15 protein-coding genes are annotated in these 18604 nt (G+C 57.6%); 9 read left to right on the plus strand and 6 right to left on the minus strand.

Features of this window, described 5'->3' with window-relative positions:
- Positions 1-116: 116 nt before the first annotated feature.
- Genes A3730_RS19965 through A3730_RS19975 form a run of 3 tightly spaced genes read right to left on the minus strand, consistent with a single transcriptional unit; the run spans position 117 to position 3293 of the window.
- Positions 117-764 carry a hypothetical protein gene (locus tag A3730_RS19965; RefSeq protein ID WP_063518730.1) on the minus strand — a complete coding sequence of 216 codons (648 nt, stop codon included), beginning with the start codon at positions 762-764 and terminating at the stop codon, positions 117-119.
- Between the two features lie 12 nt (positions 765-776).
- Complete coding sequence (nudC, locus tag A3730_RS19970) at positions 777-1577, minus strand: NAD(+) diphosphatase (RefSeq protein WP_063518731.1); 801 nt, start codon at positions 1575-1577, stop codon at positions 777-779.
- Between the two features lie 36 nt (positions 1578-1613).
- Positions 1614-3293, minus strand: coding sequence for a hypothetical protein (locus A3730_RS19975; protein WP_063518732.1), 1680 nt, complete (start codon positions 3291-3293; stop codon positions 1614-1616).
- 391 nt (positions 3294-3684) lie between these two features.
- On the opposite strand from A3730_RS19975, the gene nhaB reads away from it, so the two are divergent.
- On the plus strand, positions 3685-5277 hold the full coding sequence (gene nhaB, locus A3730_RS19980) for a sodium/proton antiporter NhaB (protein WP_063518733.1): 1593 nt from the start codon (positions 3685-3687) through the stop codon (positions 5275-5277).
- A gap of 114 nt (positions 5278-5391) precedes the next feature.
- Here the strand turns inward: nhaB and dnaQ are convergent, their stop codons facing one another.
- From dnaQ to A3730_RS19995, 3 genes are read right to left on the minus strand one after another with little or no spacing between them, the layout of a single operon-like run.
- The gene (dnaQ, locus tag A3730_RS19985) at positions 5392-6132 is read right to left on the minus strand and encodes a DNA polymerase III subunit epsilon (RefSeq protein ID WP_063538767.1); all 741 of its coding nucleotides are present in this window, start codon (positions 6130-6132) and stop codon (positions 5392-5394) included.
- Positions 6132-6584 (minus strand): ribonuclease HI, encoded by a 453-nt coding sequence (gene rnhA, locus A3730_RS19990; RefSeq protein ID WP_007148484.1) that lies wholly within the window; start codon positions 6582-6584, stop codon positions 6132-6134. Before rnhA ends, dnaQ begins: the two co-directional genes overlap by 1 nt.
- Positions 6585-6588: 4 nt before the next feature.
- Positions 6589-7365 carry a class I SAM-dependent methyltransferase gene (locus A3730_RS19995; RefSeq protein WP_063518644.1) on the minus strand — a complete coding sequence of 259 codons (777 nt, stop codon included), beginning with the start codon at positions 7363-7365 and terminating at the stop codon, positions 6589-6591.
- A gap of 97 nt (positions 7366-7462) precedes the next feature.
- On the opposite strand from A3730_RS19995, the gene gloB reads away from it, so the two are divergent.
- The 8 genes from gloB to A3730_RS20035 all read left to right on the plus strand — a co-directional run bounded on the left by gloB (position 7463) and on the right by A3730_RS20035 (position 18325).
- Complete coding sequence (gene gloB / locus A3730_RS20000; protein WP_063518645.1) at positions 7463-8236, plus strand: hydroxyacylglutathione hydrolase; 774 nt, start codon at positions 7463-7465, stop codon at positions 8234-8236.
- A 207-nt stretch (positions 8237-8443) separates the two neighbouring features.
- Positions 8444-9916, plus strand: a complete 1473-nt coding sequence (locus A3730_RS20005; protein WP_231880435.1) for a LysM peptidoglycan-binding domain-containing protein — start codon at positions 8444-8446, stop codon at positions 9914-9916.
- Positions 9894-11726, plus strand: coding sequence for an extracellular solute-binding protein (locus A3730_RS20010; RefSeq protein ID WP_063518646.1), 1833 nt, complete (start codon positions 9894-9896; stop codon positions 11724-11726). Before A3730_RS20005 ends, A3730_RS20010 begins: the two co-directional genes overlap by 23 nt.
- Positions 11727-11738: 12 nt before the next feature.
- A complete protein-coding gene (locus tag A3730_RS20015) occupies positions 11739-13544 on the plus strand; it encodes an extracellular solute-binding protein (RefSeq protein ID WP_063518647.1) in 1806 nt (601 codons plus the stop codon).
- The gene (locus A3730_RS20020) at positions 13544-14620 is read left to right on the plus strand and encodes a microcin C ABC transporter permease YejB (RefSeq protein WP_063518654.1); all 1077 of its coding nucleotides are present in this window, start codon (positions 13544-13546) and stop codon (positions 14618-14620) included. The genes A3730_RS20015 and A3730_RS20020 overlap by 1 nt, the downstream gene beginning before the upstream one ends.
- Entirely contained in the window at positions 14620-15663 is a 1044-nt protein-coding gene (locus A3730_RS20025) for an ABC transporter permease (protein WP_063518648.1), read from the plus strand. The genes A3730_RS20020 and A3730_RS20025 overlap by 1 nt, the downstream gene beginning before the upstream one ends.
- Positions 15660-17261, plus strand: coding sequence for an ABC transporter ATP-binding protein (locus A3730_RS20030; RefSeq protein ID WP_063518649.1), 1602 nt, complete (start codon positions 15660-15662; stop codon positions 17259-17261). The genes A3730_RS20025 and A3730_RS20030 overlap by 4 nt, the downstream gene beginning before the upstream one ends.
- Before the next feature lie 266 nt (positions 17262-17527).
- Positions 17528-18325, plus strand: coding sequence for an enoyl-ACP reductase (locus tag A3730_RS20035; RefSeq protein WP_063518650.1), 798 nt, complete (start codon positions 17528-17530; stop codon positions 18323-18325).
- Positions 18326-18604 lie beyond the last annotated feature (279 nt).

An 18604-nucleotide genomic window follows, 5' to 3' on the forward strand; every position in this document is an offset into this window, starting at 1 on the left:
ATTCTACATAAGCCAGAGCCATTGGGGTAATCAAGGGAGGACAAAGATCGGGCAGCGCAGCGCGTGCCAAGACAGGAAACACGCCAGCGGAGCATCCCCGCTGGCGGTATGGAGGATCAGTCCCAACCAGAAATGGCTTGCTGGGCACTGCCGTTCATAGGACGGGCCACCAGCCCGGTGGGCCCCACGTTGACTTGAAACAAGGCGCCATCGGCCATGGGCAGGTAAGCTGCGCTACCGTAGCGGGCATCAATAATCAGGCTCCAGCCTTCCTTTGCCAACAACCACACATCCAGGCCAACCGGGTCGCGGTGCAGGCTGTAGACCGTGCGGTCGCGGGAGCGCTCATCTTCCAGCGCATAATAGCGGCCCTGGATACGATCCAGTTGATAGCCCGGCTTCAAACCAAGCAAACTGAACGGCATCTTCCACTTGATGATCCGCGCATCCAGTTGCCACTGATCCCCTTTCAACCGGAAGTCCTCAGCACTCCCGTCCGTGCGGGTGACCGTGGCAATGAAGGATTGCTCACCGGATTCACGGAAACTGACCGTAGCCACCGAGACCTCCTGGGCATATTCCTTGTAGCCGTAAAGATTCAGCGCAAAAACGCTCATGTAGCCAGCCACTAACAGTAACAGCAGCCCTGCGGTGCCTTTCAGCCACTGCACCACCCACTTTTGGCGCAGCAATATCCAGGCGCCCAACAAGACGAACAGGAGACTGAAAGCGATAAGCACCAAGGGTGCCAAGGTGTAATTCATGCTCAAATCCTTCTAGAAACGCGCGATCCATTGATCTATCAGTGAACGGGCAATACTGCCCGGCGGCGGCACCATGGGAAGATCCTGATAATGAAACCAGGCGGCATCAACGATTTCGTCGTCATCAATGCGAATTTCTCCGCCCGCATATTCCGCCATGAATCCCAGCATCAGGGAATGGGGAAACGGCCACGACTGACTGTTCAGGTACTCCAGGTTCTTTACTGAAATACCACTTTCTTCCATAACCTCCCGCGCCAGCGCCTGCTCTGCGGTTTCGCCCGCTTCCATAAACCCGGCAAGGCAGGAATAAAACCCCTCGGGAAAACGGGCAGACCGCCCCAGCAGCGCGTGCTCACCCTTGGTGACCAGGGTAATGATGCAGGGAGTGATTCGTGGGTACTGGAAATAACCGCAACCGGCGCAGGTCATCGCCAGGTCACGGGGATGCGGTTCGGTGGGAGAGCCGCAACGACTACAAAAACGGTGATTCTGGCGCCAGCTCAAAAACTGCAGGGCCCGGCTGGCCATGGAAAATTCGGCATCACTGAGCGTGGCCCCGATCAGGCGGCGCAGTGGCACACGTTGTAGCTGACCATCATCGAATTCATGACGGGAGAGTTCGCAGACATAGCAGGGCTGACCGGAAAGAAAACCCAAAAAATGGTAATCCGGGTGTTGGCGAAGCCACTTGGCTGGCAGTTCCGGGAACTGCCAGCCCGCCTGGGTAGAAATGAGCACATCCTGATCATGGATGACATAACAGCGGGCGCTATCAGCGTCCTGGGGTTCCGGGCTGGAAAGATCAATCATGGCTGTCTCATGCGACGTTGTTCATGCGGCGTAGACTCAGGCGACTTTCGACACCGGAAAGCCTAATGCATTCATGCTTTCCTCAGCCACCTCCAGCACGCCATCACCAATGGGTTTCTGCTCTTCCATGCTTTCCAGGTAGTAATCCACCCCGGTCAGCGCATCAGCCAGGGTTTCCATGTTTTCCCGGGTCGGCACCTGATCACCGCTTAGCAGCCGGTTGCTGATGTATTTATGGCATGCCTCGGTAACGGCCTTGGCACGATCCAGTTCCAGGAACATCAGGCCACCCGCAATCGAGGCGAACGTGCCTGGCAGGTTGGACAGATGCATGGCATCCCAGTTGTTATCCATGAACGAGGAGATGGAGCGCTTGGCCAATGCCAGGCCGGCGCGGCACTCGCCCACCACCGTCATGCGAGCGTCATCCAGTTGATACAGGGAAATATTGGTGTTGTTGGCAGTGCGGTGGACATCATCTTCCGGGCTGATACTACGCTCCAGGCCCGCCACCACGTTTTCCACGATCAGCAGGTCATCGACCAGCCCATGAAAAGCCTCTCCTTCCACATTCTGATCTGGGGCCCATTTCGACACTTCCCGGGCGCGCAATTTGATTGCCCGGGATTCGTCATCCTTGTTGATCATGTCCAGGGTACTGCCCAGGCGATTCAGGCTGGCAGCAACCGACTGGTAATTGGTGTCGGCAACGCCCTGGGAAGCCAAATCCAGGCTTTCCTTCAAATCCGCAATTTCATCGCGCATGGCCGTGGCCACAGAACGAATCACCGAGCCGCTGGCACCGGTCATCAATGCCAGCTCACGCTGCAATACGGTGTCACTAACCTCGGACTTCAGACCAAAAGCCTGCTTCACATCGCCAATGGTGCCGCTATCTTCAGCGGATAGCGAAACGATAAACAGACTTTCCTTGATCAACAGCAGTGGCGCCTCTTCCGTCACCGCCTGGTCACCATCGTAAACCAGTTTTTTGAGCTGACGATCGAATTGGGATAGCAGGGCTTTACGAGCAGGCGTAATCGCCATCTGGTCGCAGTACATGGCTGTCAGTACGGCCTGGGCCACCCACAGAAAGCGGCTTAGACCGCATTGACCAGCCGCACGATCCAGGCGCACCAGCGCCCGGGCCATCAACTTGAGATTAGTGGCATTGCCTTGCCCACGCAGAACCCCCAGCAACCCGACCTGGTACATATGCCGCAGGCGACGGGACAGGTCTGACAGTTCGCTAACCGATAGCTCTCGCTGGGGAGCTTCAGGTGCACGCTGACGGGACAGGTCGGCACTAAAGAAATGGCTCTCCTGAATCAGGCCTTTTCCACCGGAGCGCCGCAGTTCATTAATCCCACCAATCAGCAAGGCAGGAAGTGTGCGGTTTTTCAGCTGCACATAGTCAAAATAACGGGTCAGCAGGACAATCGCATTACTCAACGCCTGGATGCGGGCCTCAGACACTTTTTCCTGTAGCTCCCGAGCGGCCAGCGCCATTTCTTCACTCATTAAAGCTGCTGCAGGCAGCTCAACCACCTGGCAGATACCGCGGAGTTGCTGAAAGGCTTGCGCGCAATGCTGCAACTCATCCTGGCGGCTATGGTCGTCCGAAAACGCTTCAAGCTGGTTTTCAGCTTCCGTCAGGGTGGTATCTATCGCTTCCTTGAGAAAAGTCAGGGAGGTGGTGTTTGTTATGGCAACCATGGACTCTCCGCAAGCACCAAACTGTTATTATCATCGGGTTCGTTCGTTAGGCGCGCAAACCCCCGGATACACCCGCAATCGTCAAAACAGGATTGTAAAACAAGGCGCATCAACTTTTGCACGTCATCAAAGACTGCGTCAACTTTCATTTGTAAGCAACTGATTTATTGATGATTTGTTAACCTGCCCACACTCCTCCCCGTGGCCAGACACGGTTTCGCGTTACGTGCGCCAACCGGCTGCGTCAATCCCTCCATTGATCCAGGGCAAATTGCCACCCCTTTGCACTGTACTGGGGCAAGCCAAGTCCTTATCATTGCCGCGCCCGAGTTTGGCGTGCTTCATCCGAGCTGGGCGCCCTTTCCCATTTGCCGTTCAGCAGGAACTCGTCATGTCAGCCACGCTAGGCCGCGCCTTTATTCAGAACTTCCTGGGGCAGGCCCCCGCCTGGTACAAATACACCATCGTTGCCTTCCTGCTGATCAACCCCCTGGTGGCCCTGGCCCTGGGCCCGGTGACGGCGGGCTGGCTGCTGCTGGCCGAGTTCATTTTCACCCTGGCCATGGCGCTCAAGTGCTACCCCCTGCAACCCGGCGGCCTGCTGGCCATTGAAGCGGTCATGATCGGCCTCACCTCCGCTGATACCGTGCTGCACAAGGTGGTGGGCAATATCGAGGTGATGTTGCTGTTGATCTTCATGGTTGCCGGGATTTTCTTCCTCAAAGATCTGCTGCTGTTCATGTTCACCCGTCTGCTGCTGGGCGTGAAATCCAAAGTGACGCTGAGTCTGCTGTTCTGTGCGGCCGCTGCCCTGCTCTCCGCCTTTCTTGACGCGCTAACGGTTACCGCCGTGGTCATTGCCGTATGCACCGGCTTTTATGGCATTTACCACAAGGTAGCCTCCGGCAAGACGTTCCAGCAGAAACACGACCACGGTGACGACACCGCCGTGGAAGAGCTGCACCGCGAAGACCTGCGTCGCTTCCGCTCATTTCTGCGCAGCCTGCTGATGCACGCGGCGGTGGGCACCGCACTGGGCGGCGTTTGCACCCTGGTAGGCGAACCCCAAAACCTGTTGATTGCCAACAAGGCGGGCTGGGAATTCGGCGAATTCTTCCTGCGTATGGCCCCAATTACCCTGCCGGTGCTGGCAATGGGTCTACTGACCTGCATCTTTCTGGAAATCAGCGGCAGCTTTGGTTACGGCGAAGACATTCCTGAGAAAGTGCGTGGAATCATGCGTCAGTACGCCCTGGAACAGGACCGTAAGCGCACCCCGCAAAACCGGGCGGCACTGGTGATTCAAGCCATCACAGCCGTGTGGCTGGTGATCGGTCTGGCCACCCACGCCGCTTCTGTGGGCCTGGTAGGGCTCACCGTCATCATTCTGGCCACCTCCTTCACCGGGATTATCGAAGAACATCGCCTGGGAGCAGCCTTTGAAGAGGCCCTGCCGTTCACGGCCCTGCTCACCGTGTTTTTCGCCGTGGTGGCGGTCATTGCCGACCAACAGCTTTTCGCGCCGGTTATTGAATATGTGCTGACCCTGGACAAACACGTTCAAGGCCCCGCCTTCTACATGGCCAATGGTGTATTGTCGGCAGTCTCTGACAACGTCTTTGTAGCCACGGTATATGTGGATGAAGTCGGGCAGGCCCTGCTGAAGAGTGAGATTGACCGGGATACATTCGATCTGCTGGCCGTCGCCATTAACACTGGCACCAACATCCCGTCTGTGGCCACCCCTAACGGTCAGGCAGCCTTCCTGTTCCTGCTCACCTCGGCACTGGCGCCATTGGTGCGGTTATCCTATGGGCGCATGGTGGTCATGGCTTTGCCGTACACTATTGTGATGTCGATTACCGGCCTGATCATGACGGCCACCGCGCTAGAACCTGCCACTAACTACATGTACGAGAATGGCTGGATTCAGCACCACCAGGTGGACGACCTGCAGGAAACACCGGTCATCCCGGGACACTGATTTGCCCCGGCTTGCCGGTGTAAAGAGGTGGAAATCGCGAAGCTAGAGGGCAGGAGCCCAGAAAATGCCACGCTAGCGGCATGGCCTGTTAATACAATGCTGTTGTTGTAACTGCTACTGCAGTGGCGTGTCATCCTCTGTCAGGCTCTGCCACACGGTAGGCCCACCATTCTTGCCCGCAATGGCGGTCAGCTTGTCGTTGTGGCGCTGTATCTCAGTTTCACTGGGACGAACGACGGCAAGCGCCGGGCGGTCTGCACTCAAACGTCTGATCGCTTCTGCAGTGGCATCACCTCCCTGTTCACTGCCATCGTTCCCGCCCAGAGACAGGCGGGTCTGCCCGCCGGTCATGGCCAGATAAACGTCCGCCAGAATTTCAGCATCCAGCAAGGCGCCGTGCAGTTCACGGTGGCCGTTTTCCACGAAATACCGACGGCACAACGCATCCAGGTTATTTTTCTGTCCCGGATGTTTCTGGCGAGCCATCACCAAGGTATCCAGGACCCCACAACGCTGTTCGATGGTCCCGTACCGGGCGCCAAGCCGGCGCAGCTCATGGTTGAGGAAGCCCACGTCAAAAGGCGCGTTATGGATAACCAGTTCCGCCCCGTCGACAAAAGCCAGAAATTCATCCACCACCTTGTCAAAGGTGGGCTTGTCTGCCAGAAACTCGGTGCTGATGCCGTGAACCGCCAGCGCGCCTGCATCAATCTCCCGTTCAGGATTCAGGTACAGATGCAGGTTATTGCCGGTCAGGCGGCGATTTTCCATCTCCACGCAACCAATTTCGATCACCCGGTGCCCGTCATTGGGCTCCAAGCCGGTAGTTTCCGTATCCAGTACAACCTGACGCATTAGCCTGCTCGCCCCTGCTGTTTCATTTCATCAATACCCCGGTTAGCCAGCGCATCGGCCCGCTCATTGCCCGGGTGGCCACTATGGCCCTTGACCCACTGCCAGTCGATTTCGTGGCGTTGCACCGCTGCATCGAGGCGTTGCCACAGATCCACATTCTTGACCGGCTGCTTCGAGGCTGTTTTCCAGCCACGCTTTTTCCAGTTCGCCATCCACTGGGTGATGCCGTCCATGACGTATTTGGAGTCCGTCGTCAGTACCACCTGACAGGGAGCATTGAGGGTCTCCAGGGCCACGATGGCGGCCATCAGTTCCATGCGGTTGTTGGTGGTCTCAGGCTCGCCACCAAATAATTCCTTCTCCTTGTCACCGTAAAGGAGAATGGCGCCCCAGCCACCCGGGCCGGGATTACCGCGGCACGCGCCGTCGGTATAGATAATCACGTTCTTCAAAGACTCAGGACTCCCTGTTCTGCTGGCCCCAGCGGGCCACCGGTACCGGCACCACGGTATTGCGTGGCACCTTGCGTTGTCGTGTGGCCAACGGACGCACCACGCCGGCGCGTTTTCTTGCCACCAGCAGGTATGTATTGCCGTGACGCGGCCAGAGGAAACGCCCAAGCCAGTCCAGCAGGCGCACCCGGCTGCGACCACGATCGGACAGCGGCATAGTATAGAAGCCACTGGCCATGCCATCGACCTCAAATCCGAGAACCTGTAACCAGTCGGTCAATCGATTGGGGCGATAATAGCGTCCCATCCACCCCGGTGACTTCCACCAGAGCAGCCAGCGGGCCACCCCCATCACGCTGACGGGATGAAACCCGATGATCGCCATCTTGCCGCCCGGCGCCATGCAACGCGACGCTTCACGCAATGCCTGGTGAGGATCGGCGGCGAAATCCATGGTGTGATGCAGCAACAGCACATCCACACTGCTTTTCGCAATCGGCAACAGATCCAGACGCGACTGTAATTTCACCCCGGTAAAACCGGGCGGCGCGATGCTGGTTTGCCAGCGCAGCGGCGATTCCGACAGGAGATCACGGCCACCACCGGCATAAATCGCCACCGCGCGCTGGCCCGCCTGGCTGCGCAGCCACTCGGTCAGCATGGCTTTTTCTTCGCTCAGCAAGGCCTGGCCCGGTTCACTGTCGAGCCATTTATCAAAGCCTCTTCCCAATTCGCCGGAGGAGGCATTGAACGAGATACGGTTGAGTGGAGGTAGCTGCATAGCGGACAATCTCTTGATCCATGAATGCGTGAACCGGATGATGAAGCACTGAAACAGGTGCCAACGGACCTGCTTACAGACAGGAGCGTACCACGACATGACAGCCAGCCCTATCGCTATCCCCGCCTTCAATGACAACTATATCTGGGCATTTCATCAACAGGATCAATGTGTTGTCGTCGACCCCGGCGACGCCGCACCGGTGGAGCGTTACCTCAGCGAAAACGGTCTGACACTGTCCGCACTCTTGATCACCCATCACCATCCGGACCATGTGGGCGGTATTGCGGCATTGACCAAAGACCGGGACATTCCCGTGTACGGCCCAGCAGCGGAATCCATTCCGGCCATGAGCCACCCGCTCCGCGACGGCGACACCATCACGCCTGCGGGCACCGACCTCTCGTTCACCGTCATGGCCGTACCCGGCCACACCCTGGGCCATATCGCCTTTATCAACGCGGCACAGGGCTGGCTATTCTGCGGTGACACCTTGTTTGCCGGGGGCTGCGGTCGTCTGTTCGAAGGCACGCCGGAGCAAATGCTCCATTCCCTGCAGCGTCTGGCCGCCCTACCTGATAATACCCAGGTGTTCTGTGCCCACGAATACACCCAGGCCAACCTGACCTTCGCCGCCGCCGTCACCCCGGAAGACCCCGCCGTACGGGCGCGCTTGCAGGCCGTCATTGAGTTGCGCCAAAAAGGTAAAATCACGCTGCCTTCCACCCTCGCGGAAGAAAAAGCGACCAACCCGTTTTTACGCAGTGATGACAAAGACTTGAAGGATTCCTGTCAGCGCCATGAGCCTGGCTGCGGGGATTCTGATATGCAGTGTTTTGCGGCCTTGCGTCGCTGGAAGGACAACTTTTAGCGCCTCGTCCTTGCCGCGCCGCCTATCCGTCGCCAGAATGCATGAAATTTTTAGCGTTACTCCATGATTATGAAAAAAATTATTCCTTTAGCCCTTTTTCTCGGGCTGGGCGTCCTTGGCGGTTGTGCAACCAATAAGCCCCTTGAAGATCTTCCCCCCATGCCGGCTGCCGAGCCTTCCGTGGATGACGTCAATTTGGCGAACGGCATGGACGAACCCAGCCCAGTCGAAGACGGCGAAAATCAGCCAACCGCCGACGACCTCTGGATGCGCTTGCGCGCTGGCTACGGGCTCGATTTGAGTATCGAAAACGACCGGATTCGTGTGCAACGTGAATGGTACGCGCGCCACCCAGAGTATTTCACCCGCGTCACGACACGTTCAGAACGCTACCTGCACTACATCGTCGAGCAAGCCGAAGCCCGCGATATGCCGCTGGAACTGGCCTTGTTGCCAATCGTAGAAAGTGCTTTTGATCCCTTTGCTTACTCCCATGCCCGCGCGGCGGGGCCCTGGCAGTTTATTCCCTCCACCGGGGATTATTTCGGCATGCAGCGCACCTGGTGGGAAGACCAACGCCGGGACATCCTCAAGTCCACCAATGCCGCATTGGATTACCTGCAGCAGCTCTCCAGCCGCTTTGAGGGTGACTGGCTACTGGCGCTAGCCTCTTACAACGCCGGGGGCGGCACTGTATCGCGAGCCATCCGTCACAATAAAGAAGCCGGAAAGCCCACCGATTTCTGGAACCTGAACCTGCCCCGCGAAACCACCGCGTATGTCCCTAAATTACTGGCCATCGCCCAGATTGTCGGTGACCCGCAGGCCTACGGCGTCCCCCTCCACCCCATCGCCAACGAACCCTACTTCGCCACGGTAAAAACCGGCGGGCAAATCGACCTGGCCCAAGCCGCACGTTTGGCGGATATTTCTGTGGAAGAGCTCTACCTGCTCAACCCGTCCTATAATCGCTGGGCCACATCCCCGGATGGCCCCTTCCGGTTGTTAGTCCCTGTGGATCGGGCCGAGAATTTCCAGACGAAACTGGCCAGCCTGCCCAAAGACCAACGCATGCAGTGGGCCCGTTACGAAATTCGGCCCGGCGATAATCTGGGCGCCATTGCCCGCCAGTACCGCACGACCCCCCAGGTACTTCGCAACATTAACCACATGAAGAACAACACCATTATTGCCGGCCGCACCCTGCTGATTCCCGGCCCGGCGTCCTCCAGCAGCGACTACAGCCTTAGTGCTGAATCGCGCCTGGCCAAAAAACAGTCCAAGCACCCCAAGGGTCGCCAGCGCGTCGATTACACGGTGCAGCCCGGTGATACGCTCTGGGAAATCGCCCGCCGCCATAACGTCGGCGTGCCTGAGTTGGCCAAATGGAATAGCATGGCCCCCAAAGACAGCCTGCGTATAGGCCAGAGCCTGGCGGTGTGGACCAAGGGAAGCCTGGCGGCCAGCCCGGCCAGCAACACGCCCTCCTCCAGCAACCCGAACATGGTGCGCAAGGTCCGCTATGCGGTTCGCAACGGCGATTCCTTGTATGCCATTGCCGACCGCTTTAATGTATCGGTCAACGATATAAAAAGCTGGAACAACACGGTAGCCAACAATCGATACCTACAACCCGGGCAACGGCTGACAGTCTACGTTGATATTCGCCAAACGCACTAAACTTACCTTTGCCCTGCTGGGCCTGTTGCTCGGCGTGGTTTGCCACGCCGAGCCCACTCGCAGCCACGGTTACCACCCGTTTGGCAGCCTCAAGTACCCCGCCGATTTCCAGCACCTCGATTACGTCAACCCGGATGCCCCCAAGGGCGGCACCCTGCGATTATTCGGCCAAGGCACCTTCGACAGCCTGAACCCCTATATTCTTAAAGGCCGCAGCCCGGCCGATACGCCGGGCATCCAGATGTATGGGGTCACGGAAATCGCCGACAGCCTGCTAATGGGCAGCCAGCCACACAACCCACTTGGCGATGAGGCAGGCACGGCCTACGGGCTGATTGCCGACTGGCTGGAATACCCCGAAGATCGCAGCTGGTGCACCTTCCATATTCGCGACGAAGCCCGCTTCCACGACGGCCACCCGATTCGCGCCGACGATGTGGTCTTTTCGGTAAATACCCTGCGCGAAAAAGGCCACCCGGAGTTCACCCTGCGCCTGGCCGATATCGCCAGCGTGGAAGCCCTTGACCCGCAAACGGTGAAATTCACTTTCCACCGGGGGCGCCGGGATCTGCCTCTGATGGCAGGCGCTATTCCGATCCTGCCGCGCCATTACTGGCACAAGCATGATTTCGAAAGCGCCTCACTCACCCCGCCGCTGTCCAGTGGCCCCTATCAAGTCACCCATGTGGACGCCGGGCGCAAAGTGACGTTTAGCCGGGTAAAGGACTACTGGGCCAAAGACCTGCCGGTAAACCGGGGCCGCTATAATTTCGACACGGTGGAATTCGAGTTCTACCGCGATGCAGATGTGGGCTTCGAAGCCTTCAAGGCCGGTGGCTACGATCTACACTACGATTACAGCTCCAAACACTGGGCCACCGCCTATGCGTTCTCCGCCCTGGAAGACGGCAAGGTAAAACGCGCCGAAGTGCCCCATCAGATTCCTCGCCCGGTACAGGCCTTCTTCTTCAATACTCGCCGCGCCCCGTTCAATGACATCAATGTCCGCCGCGCCGCCAGCCTGCTGTTCGATTTCGAGTGGTCCAACAAGAACCTGTTCAGCGGTGCCTATCAACGCACACAAAGCTGGTTTCCCAACAGCGACTACCGAGCGGGCACACCCGCTCCCGAGGCAGAAAAAGCCTTGTTGACGCCGTTTCTGGATCAGCTGCCGAACGATTATTTTGACGCAGACATCAACCCGCCGGTGAACGATGGCAGCGGACAGATACGCCACCGCATGCGCGAAGCGCTGGCGCTGCTTAAAGAAAGCGGCTGGAGACTCGAGGGGCAAACCCTGGTCAATGCACAAGGCCAACCGCTGCAGTTCACCGTTTTGAATTACCACAACCCAGGCATTTACCGCATTCTTGCGCCCTGGTTTCGCAATCTGAAACGCCTGGGCATCGATGCCCAATACCGGGAAATCGACCCGGCGGCCTATAAGCAGCGGTTGGATAGCTTCGATTACGATGTGGTGCTGTTTGTGCTACCGATTCAGGCCTACCCGGGCCCGGAACTGAAAGACTATTTTCTTTCCGACAGCGCCAAGGTGGTCGGCAGCCGCAACCTGGCGGGTATTCGCAACCCGGTGGTGGATTTTCTGGTTGACCATGCGCTCAGCACCGATAACGAAGCTGACTACCGGCTCAGCCTGCAAGCGCTGGACCGCATGTTGCGCTACCAGCAATACGGCGTCCTGAACTACTATATCAGCACACACCGCATTGCCTGGTGGGACAAGTTTGCCCGCCCACCGGAACCAATCCCCTACGGACTGGGTCTGGACACTTGGTGGGTCAAAAAATAACAAGGAGTCTTTATGGCCATTAACCGCAGCCTGCTACGCGGGCTATTGGTGGGTCTGTGCTGTTTTTCCGCCTTGGCGCAGGCCGATATTCATCGCAGTCATGCCATGGCCATGCACGGCAGCCCGAAGTACCCGGCAGGCTTTCAGCACCTGGATTATGTGAACCCCGAGGCTCCCAAAGGGGGCAAATTGCGCCGTCACGTCATTGGCACCTTTGACAGCCTGAACCCTTTCGTACCGAAAGGCACCGCTGCGGCGGGTATCGGCTCTCTTGTCTATGACACGCTAACCACCCGCGCCGAAGATGAGCCCTTCACCCAATACGGCTTGCTCGCCGAAACCATCGAATGGCCGGAAGACCGTAGCTGGGTCCGCTTCCACCTTAACCCCAAAGCCACCTTCAGTGATGGCGAGCCGGTACAGGCCAGCGATGTGGTGTGGACATTCAACACACTCATCAACGATGGCGCGCCTTTCTACAGCTTTTATTACAGCGGCGTGGATCACGTCACCGCCGACGACGAACACACCGTCACCTTTCATTTCAAACCCGGTGACAACCGGGAATTGGCGCTGATCATCGGCCAGCTGCCGGTGCTTCCTGAACACGTCTGGAAAACCCGGGAATTTACCAGCGCTGGCCTGGAAAAGCCTATTGGTTCCGGCCCCTATAGCGTCGGCAATGTGGATACCGGAAAACAGATCACCTTCCAGCGCCGCAAGGATTACTGGGCCAAAGACTTGCCCATCATGCGTGGCCGCAATAATTTCGATACCGTTTCATTCGACTATTTCCTGGATGACACCGTCGCCCTGCAAGCTTTCAAGCGGGGAGATTACGACTGGCGCTTTGAAGTGAGCTCAAAAAACTGGGCCACCAGCTATAAAGGCCCGGCCTTCGACCAAGGCAAACTGGTCAAGGAGGAAGTCCCCCACTCAAACCCCGCAGGCATGCAGGGGATCGTCTACAACCTGCGTAACCCCCTGTTCCAGAACGTGGCCCTGCGCGAAGCCATGACCTACGCACTGGATTTCGAATGGTCCAACGCCAATCTGTTCTATGGCCAGTACAACCGCACACGCAGTTACTTCCAGAACTCGGACATGGCAGCCACCGGCCTGCCCAGCGAGGCGGAATTGAAATTACTGGAACCCTTGCGCGACGTCATCCCGGAGCGGGTTTTCACGGAAAGCTATGAACCGCCGAAAAGCGATGGCAGCGGCCGCCCCCGTGCCAACCTGGCCCGGGCACAAACTCTGCTCAAAAAAGCCGGCTATAAGATCAGGGAGGGCCAGCTTCACAGCCCGGATGGTACCCCGGTCAGTTTTCAGATCATGTTGCATCAACCCGCGTTCGAACGCATCCTGCTGCCGTTTGCCCGCAACCTGAAAGCGCTGGGCATTGATGCTCAAGTGGTCAAGGTAGACACCAGCCAATACGTGGAGCGCATCCGTAATTTCAACTTCGATATGGTAGTCAGTTCCTTTGCCCAGTCGTCCTCCCCCGGCAACGAGCAACTGGAATACTGGGGCAGCGACGCTGCCGAGGACCCCAGCAGCCGAAACATCATCGGCATTCAGAATCCGGCTGTGGACACCCTGGTCGATGCCATTGTCACCGCTACCACCCGGGACGAGCTGATTACCGCATGCCGCGCTCTGGACCGGGTACTACAGTGGAACTTTTACGTGATCCCCAACTGGTATGCAGACCATCATCGCTTGTCATACCGTAGCCGCCTGAAACATCCATCCCTGCCTGAATACGTAGGCATTGATGGCGCGATCGACACCTGGTGGGACAGCAACGCGCAATGATGCGACTTTATATTGCCAAACGGCTGTTGCTTATCATCCCTACCCTGTTCGGCATTCTTTTGCTGAATTTTGTCGTGGTGCAGGCCGCCCCGGGCGGCCCCGTGGAAAAGACTCTCGCGGAGCTACAGGGCATTGGTGGCGGTGCCGGCGGCAGTTTTGCCGGCGGCAGCGTGGATACGCTCAGCAACGGCGGCGACTATCGCGGCTCCAAAGGCCTGCCCCCGGAACTGGTGGAACGGATACAAAAGCTCTATGGCTTTGACAAACCCGCGCCGGAACGTTTCTGGCTAATGGTCAAAAGCTATCTGAGTTTTGATTTCGGAGAATCCTACTACCGCGATCGCTCAGTGACCGAGCTGATCGTGGAACGTATTCCTGTGTCGCTGTCTCTGGGTCTGTGGAGCACGTTGATTGCCTATATGGTGTCGATTCCCCTGGGCATCCATAAAGCGGTGAAAGATGGCTCACGCTTTGACATCTGGAGTAGCACGGCCATTGTGGTCGGTTTTGCCATTCCCAGCTTCCTGCTCGGCATTTTGCTCATCGTCCTCTTTGCCGGGGGCTCGTATTTCGAATGGTTCCCACTGCGCGGCCTGACCTCTGACAATTTCGAGCAGTTAAGCCTGTTTGGAAAAGTGTCCGACTACCTGTGGCACATCACCTTGCCCACTCTGGCTATCGTCGCTGGCAGCTTTGCCACCCTGACTATGCTGACCAAGAACTCATTCATGGATGAAATTCGCAAACAGTATGTGCAGACCGCCCGCGCCAAAGGGCTCAGCGAAAAGCAGGTGCTATACGGGCATGTTTTTCGCAATGCCATGCTGATCATTATCGCCGGTTTTCCCGCCGCTTTCGTCGGCATGTTCTTCACTGGCGTACTGTTAATCGAGTTTATTTTTTCCCTCGATGGCCTAGGCCTGCTGGGCTTCGAGTCCGTCATCAACCGGGACTACCCCGTCGTTTTTGGTACCCTGTTCATTTTCACCCTGATCGGCCTGCTGCTGAAGCTGGTCAGTGACCTGACCTATATGTGGGTCGATCCGCGCATTGATTTCGAACGGAGGCAGAGCTGATGGCCTTCCGTAACCCATTAATGCGCAACCCGGTCTGGCAACGCCAGTGGCAGGCGTTTCGTTCCAACAAACGCGGCTATTGGGCGCTGTGGATTTTTGTCATGCTGTTCGTACTCAGCCTTGGCGCCGAACTGATTGCCAACGAAAAGCCCTTGCTGGTCAGCTACGACAATGAACTCTACGCTCCCGTGTTCAACACCTACCCGGAAACCACCTTCGGCGGTTTTTTCGAGTCAGAAACCAACTACCGCGATCCCGTGGTCAAGGATCTGATCAACGACAAGGGCTGGATGGTATGGCCGCCCATCCGATACAGCTACAACACCATCAACTACGATCTCACTGTCCCTGCCCCGGCCCCGCCCTCAGCGGAAAACTGGCTGGGCACCGATGACCAGGGCCGCGATGTGCTGGCCGGGTTGATTTATGGCTTCCGTATTTCCGTTCTGTTCGGTCTGATGCTAACCATTCTCTCCAGCATCGTCGGCATTATCGTCGGTGCCATCCAGGGCTATTACGGCGGCTGGCTGGATCTTTCCGGCCAGCGGTTTCTGGAAATCTGGTCCAGCATGCCTACGCTTTACCTGATTATTATTATTTCCAGCTTTGTGGTGCCCAGTTTCTGGACGCTGTTGGTCATTCTGCTGCTGTTCTCCTGGATGGCACTCGTAGACCTGGTGCGCGCGGAGTTCCTGCGCTGTCGCAACATGGACTATGTGCGTGCCGCCCACGCCATGGGCGTACGCACCCCAATCATCATGTTCCGCCACATGCTGCCCAACGCCATGGTAGCCACACTTACCTTCTTGCCGTTTATTCTCAACAGTGCCGTGGTCACGCTCACCTCTCTGGATTTCATCGGCTTTGGTATGCCACCGGATGCGCCTTCTCTGGGCCGTCTGGTGGGCCAGGGAAAGGCGAACCTGCATGCTCCGTGGCTAGGTATCAGCGTGTTTGCCACGCTCACCCTGATGCTCACCCTGCTGGTGTTTATCGGTGAAGCCATTCGCGATGCGTTCGACACAAGGAAGTTTCTGCAATGAGCCTGCTGCGCATAGAAGGGCTGAGTATTCGCTTTGCCGACCAGCTTGCCGTCGATGACATGTCACTGGAACTCCACCCCGGGCGAATGTTGGCGTTAGTAGGGGAATCCGGTTCTGGTAAATCGCTTACCGCCTTGTCTGTGATGGACCTGTTACCGGAAAACGCGAGTTGGCAGGCCGACAGCCTGCAACTGGACGATACGGACCTGCAAACGCTTAACACTGAACAGAAACGCAAACTGCGCGGCGGTCGCATCGGGATGATTTTCCAGGAGCCGCTGACGGCCCTGAACCCCTTGCATACCGTGGAAAAACAGATCAGCGAAAGCCTGTTTGTGCATCAGGGCATGAGCAAAAAACGCGCCCGTGAGCGGTGTCTGTCGCTGCTTGAGCAGGTCGAACTGCCCGCTACACCGGACATGCTGGACCGCTATCCGCACCAACTCAGCGGGGGCCAGCGCCAGCGGGTCATGATCGCTATGGCCCTGGCCAATGAACCACAGATCCTGATTGCCGATGAGCCCACCACCGCTCTCGACGTGACGGTACAGGAAACTATTCTCGACCTGATCAAGCGGCTGCAGAAAGAGCTGAATCTCTCCATTCTCCTGATCAGCCATGACCTGGGCGTTGTCAGCCGCTTTGCCGAAGACATCGTGGTCATGCACAACGGCAAACGGGTGGAAGCGGGCCCCACAGATACCGTGCTGAATCACCCCCAGGAAGACTACACGCGCCACCTGATCCATGCGGAGCCCCAGGGTCGCCTGGAGCCGCTGCCAGATGACACTCCGCTGCTACTCGAAGCCCGTGGCATGGCCGTGACGTTCAAAGGCAAGCGCCGCGCCCTTTTCTCGCCACCACCGTTGCTCCACGCGGTGGATCAAATTGATCTGACACTGCGCCGCGGCGAGACCCTTGGCATCGTGGGTGAGTCCGGCTCGGGCAAGTCCACCCTGGCTCTCGCCCTGTTGCGGTTGATCCAGAGTGACGGCGATATCGAAATGGATGGCACGGACATCCGCGCGCTTTCCCGTTCCGGCTTACGGCAATGGCGCAGCCGTTTCCAGGTGGTATTTCAAGACCCCTACGGCAGCCTGAACCCGCGCATGACCGTGGGCCAGATTGTCGCCGAGGGGCTTGCTGTGCACGCACCCGCACTGAGCACCTCGGAAAGAGAAGAACAGGTCTGCCGTATTCTTGAGGAAGTGGGCCTGCCCACCGACGTGCGCCATCGCTACCCCCATGAATTTTCCGGCGGCCAGCGCCAGCGGATCGCCATCGCCAGGTCACTGATCATGGAACCGCAATTGCTGGTTCTGGATGAACCCACCTCGGCACTGGACCGCAGCGTCCAGCACCAGATTCTGGAATTGCTCAAATCCTTGCAGGCAAGACGTGGGCTCAGCTACCTGTTTATCAGCCACGATCTCAAGGTAATTCGGGCCATTTGCCACCGGGTACTGGTCATGAAAGACGGCAAGACAGTGGAACATGGCGATACGCAGGCCGTATTCGACAACCCGCAGCAGCCTTATACACACAAACTCATGGCCGCCGCCTTTGCCCATAGCAGGAAACAGACGGTTGCACTTTGATCGCCTGCGGGCTGGCGTAATAGCGCGGTAAATTGCCTATAATCGGAGACAAGTTGGAAGTTGAAAGGTAAAAGCGCGGATCCGTCCAGAGGCAAACCGCCTCACCTTACCGCAACGCAGCTTACCTCCGTCTTGTTGTAACGGGACAGATATCCCCAGGACGTTATTGCCGCTGGAGAAGATTATATCGCTGGCAAACACGTCAGCTCGCGTTTTGAAACTTTCAACTTTCAATTTTCTACTCAAAAAGCATATCGAGGACGAACATGGGATTTCTTGCAGGCAAGCGTTACCTGATTGTCGGCGTCGCCAGCGACCGCTCCATTGCCACCGGTATCGCCGAAGCCATGCACCGCGAAGGTGCCGAGCTGGCTTTCACTTACCAGAACGACAAACTGAAAAGCCGTGTACTCAAAGCCGCAGAACGGTACGGCAGCAGCGAAGCCATGTGCTTTCCCTGTGATGTCACCAGCGACGAGGCCATTGATGCCGTTTTTGCTGAACTCGGCAAGCAGTGGGATGGGCTAGACGGTATCGTTCACGCTGTGGGTTTCGCCCCCGCTGCCGAACTGGATGGTAACTTTGTGGATGTGGTCACCCGCGAGGGTTTCCAGATTGCCCACGATATTTCCAGCTATAGCTTCGTGGCACTGGCCAAGGCTGGCAAAAGCATGCTGGCCGGCCGCAATGGCGCCCTGCTCACCCTTACCTACCACGCCGCCCGCCAGTCCGTGCCCAACTACAATGTGATGGGCATGGCCAAGGCCAGTCTGGAGGCGTCTGTGCGTTATCTCGCTGCCAGCATGGGGCCGGATGGCGTCCGTGTGAACGGCATATCTGCCGGCCCCATTCGCACTCTGGCGGCCTCTGGCATCAAGAAATTCCGCAGCATGCTCGACTACAATGCCGCCAAGGCACCTCTGCGCCGTAACGTGACCATTGAGGAAGTGGGCAATACCGCCGCGTTTCTGTGCTCAGACCTGGCCTCCGGCATTACCGGCGAGATCACCTATGTAGACGCTGGCGCTAGCACAGTATCCATGCCGTTTGAGCTTGAGCTCTAGGACTGATGCCTCAAGGCAACGCCTAGAAAAAGCAAAGGCTTAAGCACAAAAAAGCCCACCATCTCGGTGGGCTTTTTTGTGGGCGGAACACCGCAGGGAAATTACTCTCCCTGGTTGGCGCTCAACCGGGACGGATGGAGCTCCACATCGCCCTCGTCACGTAACAGGGCAACCACCTGACGGAAATTGCGCTGCCCTTCCACATTGGCAAGTTCAACCAATGCTGCCTGCTGCTGGGCATCACTCAACGGTTCGGCATTACCGTCGGCAACGCGAGTT

It is taken from the genome of Alcanivorax sp. HI0044, from assembly GCF_001634945.1.